This window comes from Shewanella sp. MF08487 (genome assembly GCF_050848685.1).
GTDB classification, from domain to species: Bacteria; Pseudomonadota; Gammaproteobacteria; order Enterobacterales; family Shewanellaceae; genus Shewanella; species Shewanella glacialipiscicola.
Map to the genome: position 1 here is coordinate 38,670 of NZ_JBOZPB010000013.1, position 15,381 is coordinate 54,050.

At 44.1% G+C, this 15,381-nt stretch carries 15 protein-coding genes and 1 other RNA gene; 8 read left to right on the top strand and 8 right to left on the bottom strand.

Annotated features, from left to right (window positions below):
* Positions 1-122 precede the first annotated feature (122 nt).
* The 7 genes from fabV to pspF all read right to left on the bottom strand — a co-directional run bounded on the left by fabV (position 123) and on the right by pspF (position 7,901).
* Positions 123-1,325 (bottom strand): enoyl-ACP reductase FabV, encoded by a 1,203-nt coding sequence (fabV, locus tag ACRN9H_RS10700; RefSeq protein ID WP_432313635.1) that lies wholly within the window; start codon positions 1,323-1,325, stop codon positions 123-125.
* A gap of 104 nt (positions 1,326-1,429) precedes the next feature.
* Positions 1,430-2,215 (bottom strand): peptide ABC transporter ATP-binding protein, encoded by a 786-nt coding sequence (locus ACRN9H_RS10705; protein ID WP_432313636.1) that lies wholly within the window; start codon positions 2,213-2,215, stop codon positions 1,430-1,432.
* A complete protein-coding gene (locus ACRN9H_RS10710) occupies positions 2,196-3,203 on the bottom strand; it encodes a peptide ABC transporter ATP-binding protein (RefSeq protein ID WP_432313637.1) in 1,008 nt (335 codons plus the stop codon). Before ACRN9H_RS10710 ends, ACRN9H_RS10705 begins: the two co-directional genes overlap by 20 nt.
* A gap of 3 nt (positions 3,204-3,206) precedes the next feature.
* On the bottom strand, positions 3,207-4,097 hold the full coding sequence (locus ACRN9H_RS10715; RefSeq protein ID WP_432313638.1) for an ABC transporter permease subunit: 891 nt from the start codon (positions 4,095-4,097) through the stop codon (positions 3,207-3,209).
* Complete coding sequence (locus ACRN9H_RS10720) at positions 4,084-5,115, bottom strand: ABC transporter permease (RefSeq protein WP_432313639.1); 1,032 nt, start codon at positions 5,113-5,115, stop codon at positions 4,084-4,086. Before ACRN9H_RS10720 ends, ACRN9H_RS10715 begins: the two co-directional genes overlap by 14 nt.
* On the bottom strand, positions 5,115-6,740 hold the full coding sequence (locus tag ACRN9H_RS10725) for an ABC transporter substrate-binding protein (protein ID WP_432313640.1): 1,626 nt from the start codon (positions 6,738-6,740) through the stop codon (positions 5,115-5,117). The genes ACRN9H_RS10720 and ACRN9H_RS10725 overlap by 1 nt, the downstream gene beginning before the upstream one ends.
* Before the next feature lie 69 nt (positions 6,741-6,809).
* Complete coding sequence (gene pspF, locus ACRN9H_RS10730; protein WP_432313641.1) at positions 6,810-7,901, bottom strand: phage shock protein operon transcriptional activator; 1,092 nt, start codon at positions 7,899-7,901, stop codon at positions 6,810-6,812.
* 178 nt (positions 7,902-8,079) lie between these two features.
* Between pspF and pspA the strand changes: the two genes are divergently transcribed.
* From pspA to ffs, 8 genes are all read left to right on the top strand, one after another.
* The gene (gene pspA / locus ACRN9H_RS10735) at positions 8,080-8,763 is read left to right on the top strand and encodes a phage shock protein PspA (protein WP_432313642.1); all 684 of its coding nucleotides are present in this window, start codon (positions 8,080-8,082) and stop codon (positions 8,761-8,763) included.
* A 17-nt stretch (positions 8,764-8,780) separates the two neighbouring features.
* Complete coding sequence (pspB, locus tag ACRN9H_RS10740; protein ID WP_432313643.1) at positions 8,781-9,020, top strand: envelope stress response membrane protein PspB; 240 nt, start codon at positions 8,781-8,783, stop codon at positions 9,018-9,020.
* A complete protein-coding gene (gene pspC, locus ACRN9H_RS10745) occupies positions 9,007-9,393 on the top strand; it encodes an envelope stress response membrane protein PspC (protein WP_432313644.1) in 387 nt (128 codons plus the stop codon). The genes pspB and pspC overlap by 14 nt, the downstream gene beginning before the upstream one ends.
* A gap of 93 nt (positions 9,394-9,486) precedes the next feature.
* The gene (locus ACRN9H_RS10750) at positions 9,487-10,947 is read left to right on the top strand and encodes a YcjX family protein (RefSeq protein ID WP_432313645.1); all 1,461 of its coding nucleotides are present in this window, start codon (positions 9,487-9,489) and stop codon (positions 10,945-10,947) included.
* Positions 10,944-12,152: a TIGR01620 family protein gene (locus ACRN9H_RS10755; protein ID WP_432313646.1), complete on the top strand. Its 1,209-nt coding sequence runs from the start codon at positions 10,944-10,946 to the stop codon at positions 12,150-12,152. Before ACRN9H_RS10750 ends, ACRN9H_RS10755 begins: the two co-directional genes overlap by 4 nt.
* A 342-nt stretch (positions 12,153-12,494) precedes the next feature.
* Entirely contained in the window at positions 12,495-13,688 is a 1,194-nt protein-coding gene (megL, locus tag ACRN9H_RS10760) for a methionine gamma-lyase (protein ID WP_432313647.1), read from the top strand.
* Between the two features lie 167 nt (positions 13,689-13,855).
* Entirely contained in the window at positions 13,856-14,221 is a 366-nt protein-coding gene (locus ACRN9H_RS10765) for a ComEA family DNA-binding protein (protein WP_432313648.1), read from the top strand.
* A 245-nt stretch (positions 14,222-14,466) separates the two neighbouring features.
* Positions 14,467-14,563, top strand: an RNA gene (gene ffs, locus ACRN9H_RS10770) — signal recognition particle sRNA small type.
* Positions 14,564-14,817: 254 nt separating this feature from the next.
* Here the strand turns inward: ffs and ACRN9H_RS10775 are convergent.
* Positions 14,818-15,108 (bottom strand): late competence development ComFB family protein, encoded by a 291-nt coding sequence (locus ACRN9H_RS10775; RefSeq protein ID WP_432313649.1) that lies wholly within the window; start codon positions 15,106-15,108, stop codon positions 14,818-14,820.
* Between the last annotated feature and the right edge of the window lie 273 nt (positions 15,109-15,381).

A 15,381-nucleotide genomic window follows, 5' to 3' on the forward strand; every position in this document is an offset into this window, starting at 1 on the left:
AAATATTTTTTATAAATTAACAAAGCTAGTATAACCATTTTAATCATAGCGTTATAAATAAAAACGCCACTAAAAAGTGGCGTTTAATGCTTTTGTGAGCGCTAACTAATTATTAGCGTTGATTAGAGCTCAATAACGTCAAACTCAACATAGGGGTTAACGTCAGCATCGTAATCAATGCCTTCGATACCAAAGCCAAATAACTTAATGAATTCGGCTTTATATTCACGGTAATCAGTTAGTTCTGATAGGTTTTCAGTCGTGACTTGTGGCCATAAATTACGGCAGTGCTGCTGAATATCTTCACGCAGTTCCCAGTCATCTAGGCGCAAGCGGTTGTCGCTGTCTGTCTCGGGTTTAGCGCCGTCAGCGCGGAATAGACGCTCGGTAAATAGACGATAAATTTGCTCCATACAACCCTCATGGAGACCTTCTTGGCGCATTTTTTTGAATACCATAGCAATATATAATGGCATCACAGGGATAGCTGAACTTGCTTGAGTCACTACGCTTTTAAGCACTGCAACATTGGCACTGCCACCCGTGCTAGACAGTTGCTCATTTAAGGCTTTTGCCGCACGATCGAGATCCATCTTGGCCTTGCCAAGTGCGCCGTGCCAGTAGATAGGCCAAGTGAGTTCAGTACCAATGTAGCTATAGGCAACTGTCTTACAGTTATCGGCTAAAACGCCAGCGTCAGATAAGGCTTTGATCCACAGTTCCCAATCTTCGCCGCCCATTACGGTAACCGTATCTGCAATCTCTTGTTCAGTTGCAGGCTCTACTGTGGCTTCAATAATGCAGTCTTTATTGGTATCAACGGCAGTCGCGGTGTAAGTTTCGCCAATTGGTTTTAAGGCTGAGCGAATTAACTCACCAGAATCCGGTAGTTTACGCACAGGCGAAGCCAGTGAGTAAACGACCATATCGATTTCACCAAGATCTTGCTTAATGAGCTCGATAACTTTTTGTTTTGCTTCGTGACTAAATGCATCACCGTTAACACTTTTAGAATATAAACCCTCTGCCTTAGCAAACTTATCAAAGGCTGCAGTGTTGTACCAACCTGCAGTACCCGGTTTAGTTTCAGTCCCCGGTTTTTCAAAGAACACCCCAATGGTGGCAGCATCGCTACCAAATGCTGCTGCAATACGAGAAGACAAGCCATAACCGCTTGATGAACCCACTACTAATACCTTTTTAGGGCCATTAGCTATTTTACCTTTTGCTTTGGTAAAGGTGATTTGTTCTTTCACGTTTGCTTCACAACCAACTGGATGTGTAGTGGTACAAATGAATCCACGAATTTTTGGTTTGATAATCATGTTTAAGCTCTTCTATCAAAATAGCCAATAGGATAAATATTTAAGCGGGTAAATGGCACCTATTTTTAGCCAATTCATCCGATTACTTAAGTGGTTGGAGCAGTTTAACGTTTGTGGATAAACACACTTTGCTCTTGAATCAACCTCTGGGTGTATTCATGCTGAGGTGAGCTAAACATCTGTTCTGTCGATGCTTTCTCAACCATAATGCCTTTGTGAAGCACCATTATTTTATCGCTGACATGGCGAATAATATTGAGATTATGGGATACGAAGATATAGGACAAACCGAGTTCTTTTTGTAATTTCAGCAGCAAATTCAAAATTTGCGAGCGTACCGAAAGATCCAAAGCTGTTAATGCTTCATCGGCAATAATGATTTTAGGATTTAACATTAAGGCTCGTGCAACTGCAACCCGTTGTTTTTGACCTTCAGAAATCATATGCGGATAAAAGTCGGCATGCTCGGGTAATAACCCTACTTTTCTCAACGCATCCACCACTTGCGTTTGACGCGAGTGTGATGATAATTGAGTGTTGAATTTTAAGGGTTCATCGAGTAGTTGCCCTATTGTTAGCCGCGGATTAAGCGAGGTATTCGGATCTTGGAAAATCATCCTGATTAAGCGACATCTTTGCTTAAGATTACGGCTGTCTAATGCTTCCCCCTCAAATAATATTTCACCACCGCTGCGAGGCTCCGCGCCAACTAAAATCCGTGCGAGTGTACTTTTTCCCGAACCCGTTTCACCGACGATAGCTAAGGTTTCACCGCGGTTTAACTCAAAGGAAATCGGGGCTAGCGCATTCTTATACTGACGCGAAAATCCTTTATAACCAATATCGTACCTTTTATAAAGGTCGTTAACTTTAAGCAGTGGGGTCGTCATTTGGAGTGTCGCCGTGATAAGGAAAATGACAGGCAAAATAGCGGTCTTTTATATGACTCAACTTTGGCTGATGAACGCATTTTTTTTGTGCTTCAGGACAACGGGGCCCTAAACGGCAACCAATAGGTAAATGCTGCAATGCAGGGGCTGAGCCTGGTAATGTAGCCATGATGGCTTTGTGTCCAATGATACCAGAATAGCCGGGCATATTATCCAGCAGTGCTTTGGTGTAAGGATGATAGGGCTGCTTGATGACATCGTCCGTCGGTCCTGATTCCATCACTTGACCACAATAGAGTACCGATAAGTGATCGCACCATTGGGCTAAGGTTTCCAGCTCGTGGCTTATCAATAAAATCGATACGTTTTGTAATTGATTTAATTGCGATAATAGCCTGAAAATTTGTGCTTGAGTACTGAGCTCCATTGAGCTTGTCGGTTCGTCGGCAATTAAAAGGCGAGGTTGGTTAGCCACCGCCATAGCGATCATCACCTTTTGGCACTCACCTTCAGATAGCTGCCATGCATAGCTTGACATGACTTGCCGAGGATTTTTAATCCCGACTTTATGTAACCATTTTTGTGCTGTAAGTCGCGCATGTCTGCGCCGTTTCCAAAAATAAGTATTTGGATTTTTAGGCATCGCCGGCATTAATTGGCGGCCAATGGTTTGAGTGGGATCTAAGCTACCCGAGGGGTCTTGAAAAATCATCGCAATATCTGAGCCCATCAGGTTACGACGCTCTTTTGAGCTCATGGCCATCAGGTTACTACCATCCCACATCATACGGTCAGCGGTAATCGTCCAGCTAGGTCCCGGTATTCCTAAGATCGCCCTTGCTAATAAACTACGGCCTGAACCAGACTCACCGACTAGGCCATGAATTTCACCAGCATTAAGGGTTAAGCTGACATTTTCAAGTGCCCGCACTCGGCCGTGGGGAGTATCGAGTTCAATCGTTAGATTGCGTATGTCGAGTAAAGGCATAAGTTAGTTTCTGATGGGCGCAAGCGCCGACCGTAAGCCATCACCAACCAAGTTAATGGCCAGCACACTGAAGAGAATTGCTAAACCCGGAATGGTCACAGCCCATGGTGCAGTTAATAGATTATCCATGCCTTGTGCCACCATAGCGCCCCATTCAGGACTTGGTGCTTGTGCGCCTAAGTTTAAAAAACCGAGGGCTGCAATATCTAAAATTGCCGCAGAAATAGCCAGTGTAGTTTGAATAATGACCACTTCCCAGACGTTTGGCATGATCACATACCAAAAAATTTGCAGTGAGTTCGCGCCATCTAAACGCGCGGCAGTTACGTATTCTTTTTGTAACTCCTCATGCACTGAATGATGAATTGAGCGTACAAATTGCGGGGTTAACGCGATACCAACAGCCCAAAAAACATTTTCTAACCCTGGTCCCATCACGGCGACGACTAAAATGGCCATTAATAACGATGGGATTGATAGAAGCGCATCGAGTAAATGGGCAAGAATACTGGATTTTAACCCTCGCATCATGCCCGACAGCGACCCGATAATAAATCCCATAGTCAGTGCCGTCATCACAATCAGTAGCGCCATACCAAAGGTAAGATGGGCACCGTATAATAATCGACTAAAAATATCGCGCCCAAGATCGTCAGTGCCTAAAAAATGCGTCACTGTACCAGAAGGATCCCAAGAGGGAGGTAATAGTAGGGCTCTAGGATCTTGTGTTTCCGGCGCAAAGGGCGCGATCATTGGGCCAAATAGGGTGAGTAAAAGTAATAACGTAATCGTCCACAGACCGGCTAAGGCAAAAGGATTGGCCGAAAACGTCATCCAAACCCGTTTTGCTGGAGAAGCGATTCGATCTTCTTGAAAGATTTTAACGTGTTGCATAAAGGTCTTTTCTACTCAATGGATTAAAGACTGTGTGCAGTACTTCAATCAAGATACTTAGGAAGATGATCAGTAGGGCAACAGCCAGAATACCACCCTGGATCACAGTATAATCCCGTTGATAAATGCCTGAGACCAACCAAGAACCTACCCCCGGCCAAGAGAAAATCACTTCAACGACAATAGCATAGCTAGCAAATGAGCCAAGCATGAGGCCTAAATGCTTAAGCACTGGGATGAGTGCATTAGGCAAGGCGTGGCGCAGTATGATGGTGCTAGTGTGCATGCCGCGCGCTTCTGCTGCGCGGATATAGGTTTGATCCATTACATTCATCATGGCTGATCGGGTGCTACGAACGACAACGGTAAAGGGTAATACTGCTAAGGTCATCGCGGGTAAAATAATATGCAGTAGGGCATCTTTAAACGCTGATACACCATATTCAGATTTCGACAGCAAAGTATCGACCAACATAAAACCAGTGATAGGTTTGATTTCATATAGTAGGTTGATTTGACCTGAAATGGGTAACCAACCCAAATCGACCCCAAACCATAGCGAGAGATACAATCCTAACCAAAATACCGGGACTGAGTAGCCAGTTAAGGTGATGGCCATAATGGTATTTTGGGTGAGTTTATGCTGACTTTGGGAGGCCAGCACGCCTAAAGGGACTCCGAGACAAATGGCGATAATGGCCGCCATTGTGGCTAATTCAAAAGAGGCTGGTAAAACAGAACGTAGCTCTTCAGCGACGTGTTGGTGTGACGTTACTGAAATGCCCAAATTACCGCTAAGCCGCTGTTGCAGGTAAGCGATAAATTGCCAACCTGAGTTTTGATCTAACTTATAGTCTTGTTCGATTTGAACCAACTGGCTTGTTGTTGGCGCATGGATCCCCGTTAATGCATAGGTACGTTCAACTGGAAATAAACCTGTGGCATAAAATAATACCCCTATCATCACTAATGAGGTCGCAAGGAACAAATTAAGGCGGCGTAATAGATAGGTAAACATTAATTCGCCTCCGGTTGAACTTGGCTGGTATGCGCAAAGGAGATCCCGCCAAAGGGAGTTAACTGCATATTGCTAATATCATGTCGTTTTAAAACAACGCGTTTGGCATGGGCAAAACTAAGCAGGGGGACTTGGTCGGCTAAAAAGGCCTCTGCCTGTTGGTAAATCACTTTACGTTCGGCTTGGTCCGCAATTTCCCTCGCGCTGTTTAGTAGGGCATCAAACTCAGGGTTACACCAACGTGACCGATTATTGTTCGATTGCATTGCTGAACAGCTCAGTAATGGCGTAAAAAAGTTATCCGGATCGCTGTTATCAGCATTCCAGCCAATGAGTACGGAATCATATTCATCACGACTAAGCCTTTGAGTAAATACGCTCCAATCGTAACTGATAATATTCACTTTTACGCCTATGTTGGCCAGATCCGATTGAATTAATTCAGCCGTTTTTAACGCATTGGGGTTATAAGCGCGGGCAACTGGCATAGCCCAAATATCGATAATGAGGTTTTTTATACCCGCCTCTTGCAATAAATCACGTGCCTTTTGCGGATTATAGTCATCAACTCTTTTATTGTTTTCATAGGCCCAAGAAGCCGGTGGCAGGACGCCTGTCGCTTCAATGGCCGTATTTTGATAAACCGCCCGTAGAATATCTTGTTTATCAACAGCGTAGGCTAGGGCGCGACGCACACGGACATCATCTAAGGGTGGTTTCTGTGTATTAAAAGCCCAAAATGCCACATTAAGCCCGGGTTGAGATTCAATATTTAATTCTTCATGTTGTTTCATTACGGCTAGCTCACTGGCTTTAGGTAGAGCTGATACACTGCAGTCACCGGTAATCAGTTTCGCGAGTCGAGTGGTACTTTTTGGCGTGATATCAAATACGAGCATATCCACATTCGCAGGCTCTCCCCAAAAGTCAGGGTTGCGTCGATAGCGGATATATTCATTTTTGGCATACTGAACTAAGGTGAAGGGACCCGTGCCAATAGCAAAGTGATCCACGTTTTCTGGCTGGCCTAACGCTAACTGTTGCTGTGCATATTCATCAGACAAAATAATGGCGAAGTCGGTTGCTAGATTGGATAGAAACGACGCATCTTTACGGGTTAAATAAAAGACCACTTCATATTCATTAATTTTCTCAATCCTTTTAACTTGCTTTGCAAAGCCAATACTTTGAAAGAAGGGATAGCCAGTGCGAGAGACAAAATGATAAGGATGCTGAGTATCGATAATGCGATTAAAGGAGAACAACACATCGTCGGCATTAAAAGTTCGACTTGGGGTAAAACGGCTTGAATGCTGGAACTGTACATTTTCTCTGAGAGTGAATCGATAGCTTAAACCATCATCTGACATGGTCCAACTCGTTGCCAAAGCAGGGACGAGTGTACCTGATTGGGTATCATAATCGATGAGTCGACTGTAAATCTGATGTGAAGTCGCATCAATTGTGGTGCCAGATGTCACCAATTGTGGATTAAATGACTCAGGATTCCCTTCGGAGCAATACACCAAACCAGAAGGGAGTTGTTGAGGACTACACGCGACCAACAACCAACTCATGCAGATTACTGCAGTTGTTAGGCACCAGCGTCTAATTTGCATACTCATTTATAAATCATTATTTTATCGACTATGAATGCCCATTTTAGCAGTGCATCTCCCCCGTGGGCAATCTGCTTATGCTTTATCAAGTAAATTGTATTTTTTGAGGATGCCACGTAGTTGGTGATAGCTTAATCCGAGCATATCAGCGGTTTTCTTTTGGTTGTATTGGCTGTTTGATAGTGCCTGCTGAATCAGGTCCATCTCATATTTCTCAGTTTGCTCTTTAAAATCCAGCGGAAAATTAAAGCTATTCGCTGAAGATTCTGCTGGAGCTTGGACTTCAGCCTCAACTATTGGGGCTGATTGTGGTGCATTAGCCACCGTTGTTGGCGTCATTGTGGCTATTTGACGTTCGCGTGTTTTCATTCGCATTTTAGGGCGATAAGGCGAAGCAAAGGGATCGAGGGTGATATGCTCAATAGGACAATTTTCACCGCCATTACGATACACGCTGCGCTCAACGACGTTTTTAAGCTCGCGGATATTACCCGGCCAATCGTAGGTCATTAATTGCTCTACCGCATGGGCACTAAAACCGCTGAAAAGTTGTAGTTTTAATTGCCGCGCCATTCCTATAGCGAAGTACTCCGCCAGCGTCATAATATCTTCGGGACGACAACGCAGTGGCGGCAACGTGATGACATCAAACGCGAGTCTATCTAACAAGTCGGCACGAAATTCGCCTGCCTCAGCAAGTGATGGTAAATCTTCGTTGGCGGCGCAGATTAAACGGACATCGGCCTGCACAGTTTTACTGCCACCGACCCGTTCAAATTCGCCATACTCAATCACGCGCAGTAATTTTTCTTGAATAAGTCCTGAGGTGTTGGCGAGTTCGTCAAGGAATAACGTACCGCCATCGGCGCGCTCGAAACGGCCTTCGTGTTTACCTTTTGCGCCGGTAAAAGCGCCTGATTCGTGGCCAAATAACTCACTTTCGAGTAAGTTTTCACTTAACGATGAACAGTTTAGCTTGATAAAACTTTGATCCCAGCGCTTGGACAAATAATGTAAGCGCTCAGCAATAAGCTCTTTACCTGTGCCACGTTCACCAATAATCAGCACGGGTTTAGACAGCGGTGCAAGTTGCGACACATGTTCTAATACTTCGAGTAGGGCGTTAGATTGACCGATCAGGTTGTCTTGCTGAAATTTATTATCCACGATATTTTTTAGTCTTTCGCGCTAAAATTTGGTGAAAATGATAATAGGTGGCTTGGAACGTAAAAGGAAGTAAAAAGTTAATGTTTTGTTTATGTTATTGTATTCGTTATAAAATTAATAGTTGGCACGGTTAGTGTATTACCTTATACGAGACCAACATCAATTTGAGGATAGGATTATGGGTATTTTCTCTCGTTTCGCCGATATCATTAACTCTAATATCAGCGCATTGCTGGATAAAGCAGAAGACCCAGAAAAAATGGTTCGACTGATTATCCAAGAAATGGAAGATACACTCGTTGAAGTGCGTTCTACCTCAGCTAAAGTGTTAGCTGAGAAGAAAGAGCTGCAGCGCCGTATCAACCGCGTGTTAGAGCAAGTACAAGATTGGCAAGATAAGGCTGAACTGGCACTGTCGAAAGACCGTGAAGATTTAGCTAAAGCCGCTTTAGTTGAAAAGCAAAAAGCGACAGGTTTAGCAGACACGCTGAATCAAGAGTTAGCCGTTATCGAGGAACATATTGCACGCTTGAAAGATGAAGTGGGCATGTTGCAAGAAAAGCTGCTCGATGCTAAAGCGCGCCAAAAGACGATTATTTTGCGCACGCAAACCGCGTCATCACGCTTAGAAGTGAAAAAACAGTTAGATCCAAGCAAGATTGACAACGCTATGCTCAAATTTGAGCAATATGAGCGTCGTGTCGAAGGCTTAGAAGCTCAAGTTGAATCCTATGATCTTGGCAGTAAAAAGACTTTAGCCGATGAGTTTGCGGCGCTAGAAGCGGAAGATTCTGTGAATGCAGAACTGGCAGCACTAAAAGCCAAGATAAAAAGTAAAGCGCCAACTAAGTCAAAAGAATAACAATTCAGAGGTGAGTTATGGATATGGACATGCTAATGGCGCCGATTATTATTTTTATGGTGATAGTCGCGCCTATATGGTTAGTTCTTCATTATCGCAGTAAGCGACAAGTGAGCCAGGGACTCACAGAGGAAGAGTTTTCACAACTCAATGATTTGATCTCTAAAGCCGATAAAATGGCAGATCGTATTGAGACCTTAGAGGCGATTCTGGATACAGAGTCGCCTGAATGGAGGGGAAAACATGAGAGGATCTAATGGTCGTACTTTGTACCGCATTCCCCAGTCAGGCAAAATAGCAGGTGTATGTGCAGGGATTGCCGAGTACTTTGCGATTGAAACCTGGCTAGTACGAGTATTAGCAGTGTCTATCTTCTTACTCGGCGGTTCAGGTGTTGTATTTATCATTTATGTCGCTTTGTGGGTGATTTTAGATATCAAGCCACAAAAACATTACGATAGAGACGACATCGAGCTAAAGAAGAAGCCGTGGCAATCGGGAGAACCCGCAAAGCAAGCGCTGAGCGACGTGAGTCGTCAATTTAGAAGTTTAGAAATCAGACTACAAAATTTAGAACGTCACGTCACCTCTGACAACTTTGATTTAAAAAGACAAATCAACAGTTTATAATCCCTCTAAAGGGCGGCCATGTCCGCCCTTGTTGTTTAATTTCTTTTTCATTCTAGTGTATAGTTAACATCATTCGACATAAGGGAAGTCTCTATGGGAATGCTTGATGCCTCGCTCCATAAATTAACCCAAAAGGGCCAATCCCTGTTGCATCGCACCGCTGACCGGCATTTACGTTTGGCCGTGACTGGGCTTTCCGGTGCAGGAAAAACAGCGTTTATCACGGGGTTAGTCAATCAGTTACTCAATTCTGGACCTGTCTCAACCTTACCCCACGCCCGCAACAACAGCGCTTTGCCACTGTGGCAGGTGAGCCGCGATCAGCGTTTGCTCGGGATTAAGCGTGCCATGCAGCCGGATCTTGAAATCGCCAGTTTTGATTATCAAGGCGCCATGTTAGCGCTCACTTCCGAACCTGCGACTTGGCCAGCCTCTACCCGTACTATTTCTGAATTACGACTGGCGATTAAATACCAACCTAAGAAGGGCTTACTTGCCAAGTTTTCTGATACCGCCACCTTGTATTTGGATATAGTCGATTATCCTGGCGAATGGTTACTCGATTTACCTATGCTGCGCCAAGACTTTGTCACTTGGTGCCGTGCCCAGCAAGTTCGCATCGAGAATCTTAAAAGCTCTCCCTTGTATGCCGAGTTTGAGCAATCTTTGACATCATTGGATTTAGCCGCGAGCGCCGATGAACAGCAATTAAAGCAGATTGCCGATCAATATCAGCTATTACTCAATGATTTAGTGCACGTGCAAGGTTATTACCAAGCGCAACCTGGGCGCATGTTATTGCCAGGTGAATGGCAGGGTGCTCCCTTATTGGCTTTTTTCCCCTTGTTATTGATAACAAGTGAAGAATTTACTAAGTTACAGCAAAGTCATAAGCACAGTGCTTTTCATGTGCTTGAAAAACGCTATCAAGAATACGTGGCTAAAGTGGTTAAGCCTTTCTATAAAAACCACTTTGCCGGTTTTGATCGGCAGTTAGTACTCGTTGACTGTTTTAGTGCATTGAATCGCGGTAAAAAGCAATTTGAGGATATGGGCGCGGCGCTCAATGCCATTATGGAAAGCTTTCAGTTTGGCCAATCGAGTTATTTACGGCGTTTATTTTCTCCCCGTATCGACCGTTTATTGTTTGCTGCGAGCAAGGTTGACCATGTGACGCGCGATCAGCAGAGCCATGTTTTGTCCCTGCTGACCGATATGTTGAAACACAGCCAGCATTTTGCCAGTTTCGATGGCTGTAAAGTGGAGACGATGGCGATTAGCGCCATCAAAGCGACTCGCCATGGCATGGTAACGACCCAAGAGGGTGAGGTCGAAGTCGTTCAGGGGATGGGACTCAACGGTAAAGCCCTGACCTTGTTTCCCGGCGAAGTGCCCACTCGCTTACCTGAAGCGCATTTTTGGCGTGAACAAGGGTTTAACTTTGTCGGCTTTGCACCGCCGAGCAATGCCAATGTTGACCCCTCTCAAGTGCACTTTGACCATATTCGTCTCGATCATTTGCTGCAGTACTTACTGGGAGATAAGTTGGAATGACGCTAAAGCTATCGGATAACGCTAATGAGCTGGCTTCTAATTCTTCTGCGAACTCATTTGAACGCTCGGCTGAACATAAGCCGCTGAAAAAGCAGCAGCTGTTTGACTCACAAGTTGTTGAGCTCAAACCCAGCAAAGAGGAGCTCAAAGCAGCGAAAGCCTTTGATCCGCATACGCCAGTACAAGACGTTGTAGCTGATGTTGAGGCGTTAATGGATGAGACATTGTTAGCCCATCCTAAAATGATCGATGCTAAATCGGTATCGCCTCAACTGGTTAAATCCCGTCGTTGGTCTTGGCTAGCCCGTTTTGCGGCGTTGAGTTTATTGCTGCTCGTTGTGGTTCAAACAGGATTAGGGCTAAGGGATGCATGGCTTGAAAGCCCTTGGTTGTTTAGTTTTTATGGTGCGGTACTTGGGGTCGTCAGTGCGTGGGCATTGGCGGGAGCTGTCAGTGAATACCGCAAACTTAAGCGACTCAAACAGGTCGCTGATACCCAAGAAACGGGCGCAAGGTTAGCGCAGAGCATGCAAATGGGTGAAGCTGACAGTTTTATCGATAATATCGTTTGCCACTATAAAGATAGCCAAGGTTTGCAGCAACTTCGCCGCTCATTAAGAGATGAGCATAATGATGCCGAGAAAGTCATGCTATTCGAAGATTTAGTGCTTACTGAACGGGATGCGCTGGCGAAAAAAGTGGTGCGAAGATATGCGGCAGAATCAGCCGTGTTGCTGGCTGCTAGCCCTTTAGCTGTGCTCGATATGGCGATTATCCTATGGCGTAATCAACGTATGCTGCGTGATGTCGCCCGCTGTTATGGCATAGAGCTAGGTTATTGGAGCCGGATTAAACTTATCCGCAGCATCATTATTAATATCATCTATGCGGGGACAAGTGAGTTAGTCACCGATTTAGGCACACAGTTATTATCGGTTGAAATGACAGGTAAATTGTCAGCTCGCTTGGCTCAAGGCTTAGGCGGCGGCATGTTAACCGCACGCCTTGGTTACCAAGCCATGGCGCTGTGTCGTCCGATAGTGTTTAGGGAAGATCAAAGGCCTAAATTATCAAAAGTGCATCAGGAATTATTAATCGAGCTTAAGCAGTTTTCGGGCAAGTTGTTTACTAAGGAAGGCCGCGATGCACTAAAAGGCCAATTTGCTGATGTAGATGACAAGGTTTATCGACCGTCTAAAGAGTAAAAAATACTCTCTATCAAATAGAAATTTAAACTGCCGAAAATGCGCTAATGGAATTACTCCTTAGCGCATTTTTTATAGCTTATTGTGGATATTTCTGTTCGTAAATAGCTATTAACAAGTACTTCGCAACAAGCTCTACGTAACAAGTTAGTTACAGTTTGGCCGTAGCTTTTTTCGCCATGTTACTGGCTTAAGTGTTTAGTCACGGTATGGTAGAACTTATTCGATGAGACTAATCCTTTCTATAGCATCGTCCATCATGCAGATATTAAGCTTTCTAACCCTACAACTAATAACCATAAAGAGCAGAAAGGGCTCAAAGCTAATGACAAGGAGCTAGGTATGCAAGATGAGTCAGGCAAGATGTGGAAGGCGGCAACACAGGTTATTCATGGCGGCCATGAGAGAGAGGCCTTTGGTGCCTTAGTGACGCCGCTTTACCAAAGTGCGACTTTTGTGTTTGAGTCTGCACAGCAAGGTGGTGAGCGATTTGCGGGCAATGAGCTGGGGTATATTTACACGCGTTTAGGTAATCCGACAACTGCCGAGCTTGAACGTAAAATGGCGATTTTAGAAGGGGCAGAGGCCGCAGCAGCAACTGCTTCTGGTATGGGCGCAGTATCCGCCGCATTGCTGGCTAATTTACAGATGGGCGATCACTTAGTGGCGTCGAATGCCGTATACGGTTGTACTTACGCGCTAATGACGACTCAGTTTGCCCGCTTTGGTATTGAAGTGTCCCTAGTGGACTTTTCATCGGTAACAGAAATAGAAGCTGCGATTAAATCCAATACTAAGGTCATTTTCTGTGAAACCCCAGTCAATCCGCATTTGCAGGTATTTGATTTAGCGGCAATTGCGAATATTGCCAAACGTCATCAGTTGGTCAGTATTGTCGACAATACCTTCATGACGCCATTACTGCAGAGGCCGCTGGATTTTGGCATTGATTTGGTAGTCCACAGTGCGACTAAATATCTGAATGGCCATGGCGATGTGATTGCGGGGATAGTGTGTGGCAGTGAAGAGCAGCTCCACAAAGTGAAGTATGAAATTTTAAAGGATATTGGTGCTGTGATATCGCCACATGATGCTTGGCTGATCTTACGCGGCCTTAAAACCTTAGATGTACGTTTACAGCGCCATTGCGATAGTGCCCAGCGCGTCGCTGAGTTTTTATCTGAGCATCCCGCAGTGACTCGAGTGTATTACCCTGGTCTTAAATGCCATCCCGGTCATCAGTTTATCGGTAAGCAGATGAAACGTGCTGGTGGTGTGATTGCATTTGAATTAGCGGCAAATTTAGATGAATCCATGGCATTTGTGGGCTATTTAACGCTATTTTCTATTGCGGTAAGTTTAGGTGACGCTGAATCCCTTATTCAACATCCGGCATCAATGACACATTCGCCTTATACCGCAGAAGCCAGAGCCGCAGCGGGGATTAGTGATAATTTACTGCGGATTTCGATTGGCTTAGAAGATTGTGATGACATTATCGCCGACTTAAAGCAGGCTTTTGCGCGTATGACATAGCCTGTTAACTTGTCCATCCTGTCTAAGTCTATGTGCAGTTAGATAATTGGTGCAGTTGAATATATTTTGGATATCGATTTGGTGTTTTAGTATTCCTTAGTCTATTTTTGATTGAAGGCCACGGAAGTAGGACGAGAGGCCGAATTTCATGGAGCAGAGGAATCGTTATGAAAACCATAAATGGTATACCCGTTATTATGAGTGCCATGGCATTAACCTTGTTATTAACAACGCCAGTTAGTGCCGCAGAAACAACAAAAGCCGCTGAAAAAATGCAGACTCAGGTTAAATCTGAGGCCAGTGAGATGACATCAACTGCGAAAAAAGCGATGCCAGATACCGCCCAAGTCAACATAAATACGGCTTCGGTTGAACAGTTACAAGTACTAAAAGGGATTGGTGCAGCAAAGGCTCAAGCGATTGTCGACTACCGCACTAAAAATGGTAAGTTCAATGCAATCGATGATTTAGCAAATGTATCGGGTGTTGGGACTAAATTGATTGAACAGAATCGTCATATAATCAAGTTATAATATTTAAGATATTCAGTGAGTTTAGTATAACAATGTTCAGTAACATCTAAATAAAAGCCTACATAGTTAGGCTTTTATTATTTTAATCACTATATGTGCTTATAGATTGTGCAGTTGGTGAGGATATTAACGGATCTTGTTGATTAGCGCTTGATCCCGTGGGAGCCATAGGGGATAATACTTCGCGTTCTAGCAAGCTCTTTGGTTTATCTAATCACAAGAAAATGCTCGAAGTTATGGTGACCCTAGGGTCCCCCCGCAATGATAACTTGTGAACTCGGCCAGGCCTGGAAGGGAGCAACCGCAGCAAGTGACTCGTGTGCCGGGGTGTGGCTCTAGGGGAACCTCCAAGTTCAATTTTTCTCCTCTAATATCCTTTCTTATTAGTATTTTTCGTTTAGTTCCTCATTTTTCAATAGCGGCATAACTGACTATTTTCAGTATTCGAATGTGTTTCGGATCTACGTCAATTTTATGTATCGACGTTTTCTATTTAAGTACACCTGTCTTTATGAGTGTCATTGGATTGTTTGATAACTGTGTATTTGATAGTCATTCAGCAGTTGATTAAGCTCGAGTGCCATTTCTTGTAGGCATTAATTATTCGCTTCGGCTTCTTCTTGTAATCTTTTTTGTAAATTTTGCTTAAGAAAGACGCGCGACTTTTCTAGCGCAGTTTGGATCTCACGCTTTAACTCTTGCAACTCTTTGTAATCCTCAAAGAAATAGGTATCGACAAGGTGACGAACGTAACGCACGGGGAGTTGGTTTAAGGTTACACAACAAAGATCTGCAAGATAATCCTCGGGAAGCTCGTCCATCAGCCCTTCGTCTGACAATATTTCCATCAAAAGAACTTCGTAGTAATTACGGATTTCAAGTTGCATTTTTATACTCCATGACAGTTTTATTGAGTTTGCTACTACAAATCGTTTATCGCAATGAAAAATTAGTTAAATCTTTGGCTTATATTGTAGTGCGACTCTGGCATCGTTGCAGCGAATGATGCTTATAAATGGATTTTCTGATGTTATTATTGACAGTGCTGCCAGCCGCCATTTGAATAGTCCTTATCTTACGGTAAAGCAATATCCCCACGTTTTTTTAACATGGTAGAACATCAATCTACTTTTTTAGTCAGCTTTAACACTATGGTTTTA

Coding starts and splice junctions, on each gene's coding strand:
- fabV (WP_432313635.1), bottom strand. CDS start 1,325: ATGATTATCAAACCAAAAATTCGTGGATTCATTTGTACCACTACACAT.
- ACRN9H_RS10705 (WP_432313636.1), bottom strand. CDS start 2,215: ATGACGACCCCACTGCTTAAAGTTAACGACCTTTATAAAAGGTACGAT.
- ACRN9H_RS10710 (WP_432313637.1), bottom strand. CDS start 3,203: ATGCCTTTACTCGACATACGCAATCTAACGATTGAACTCGATACTCCC.
- ACRN9H_RS10715 (WP_432313638.1), bottom strand. CDS start 4,097: ATGCAACACGTTAAAATCTTTCAAGAAGATCGAATCGCTTCTCCAGCA.
- ACRN9H_RS10720 (WP_432313639.1), bottom strand. CDS start 5,115: ATGTTTACCTATCTATTACGCCGCCTTAATTTGTTCCTTGCGACCTCA.
- ACRN9H_RS10725 (WP_432313640.1), bottom strand. CDS start 6,740: ATGAGTATGCAAATTAGACGCTGGTGCCTAACAACTGCAGTAATCTGC.
- pspA (WP_432313642.1), top strand. CDS start 8,080: ATGGGTATTTTCTCTCGTTTCGCCGATATCATTAACTCTAATATCAGC.
- pspB (WP_432313643.1), top strand. CDS start 8,781: ATGGATATGGACATGCTAATGGCGCCGATTATTATTTTTATGGTGATA.
- pspC (WP_432313644.1), top strand. CDS start 9,007: ATGAGAGGATCTAATGGTCGTACTTTGTACCGCATTCCCCAGTCAGGC.
- ACRN9H_RS10750 (WP_432313645.1), top strand. CDS start 9,487: ATGGGAATGCTTGATGCCTCGCTCCATAAATTAACCCAAAAGGGCCAA.
- ACRN9H_RS10755 (WP_432313646.1), top strand. CDS start 10,944: ATGACGCTAAAGCTATCGGATAACGCTAATGAGCTGGCTTCTAATTCT.
- megL (WP_432313647.1), top strand. CDS start 12,495: ATGCAAGATGAGTCAGGCAAGATGTGGAAGGCGGCAACACAGGTTATT.
- ACRN9H_RS10765 (WP_432313648.1), top strand. CDS start 13,856: ATGAAAACCATAAATGGTATACCCGTTATTATGAGTGCCATGGCATTA.
- ACRN9H_RS10775 (WP_432313649.1), bottom strand. CDS start 15,108: ATGCAACTTGAAATCCGTAATTACTACGAAGTTCTTTTGATGGAAATA.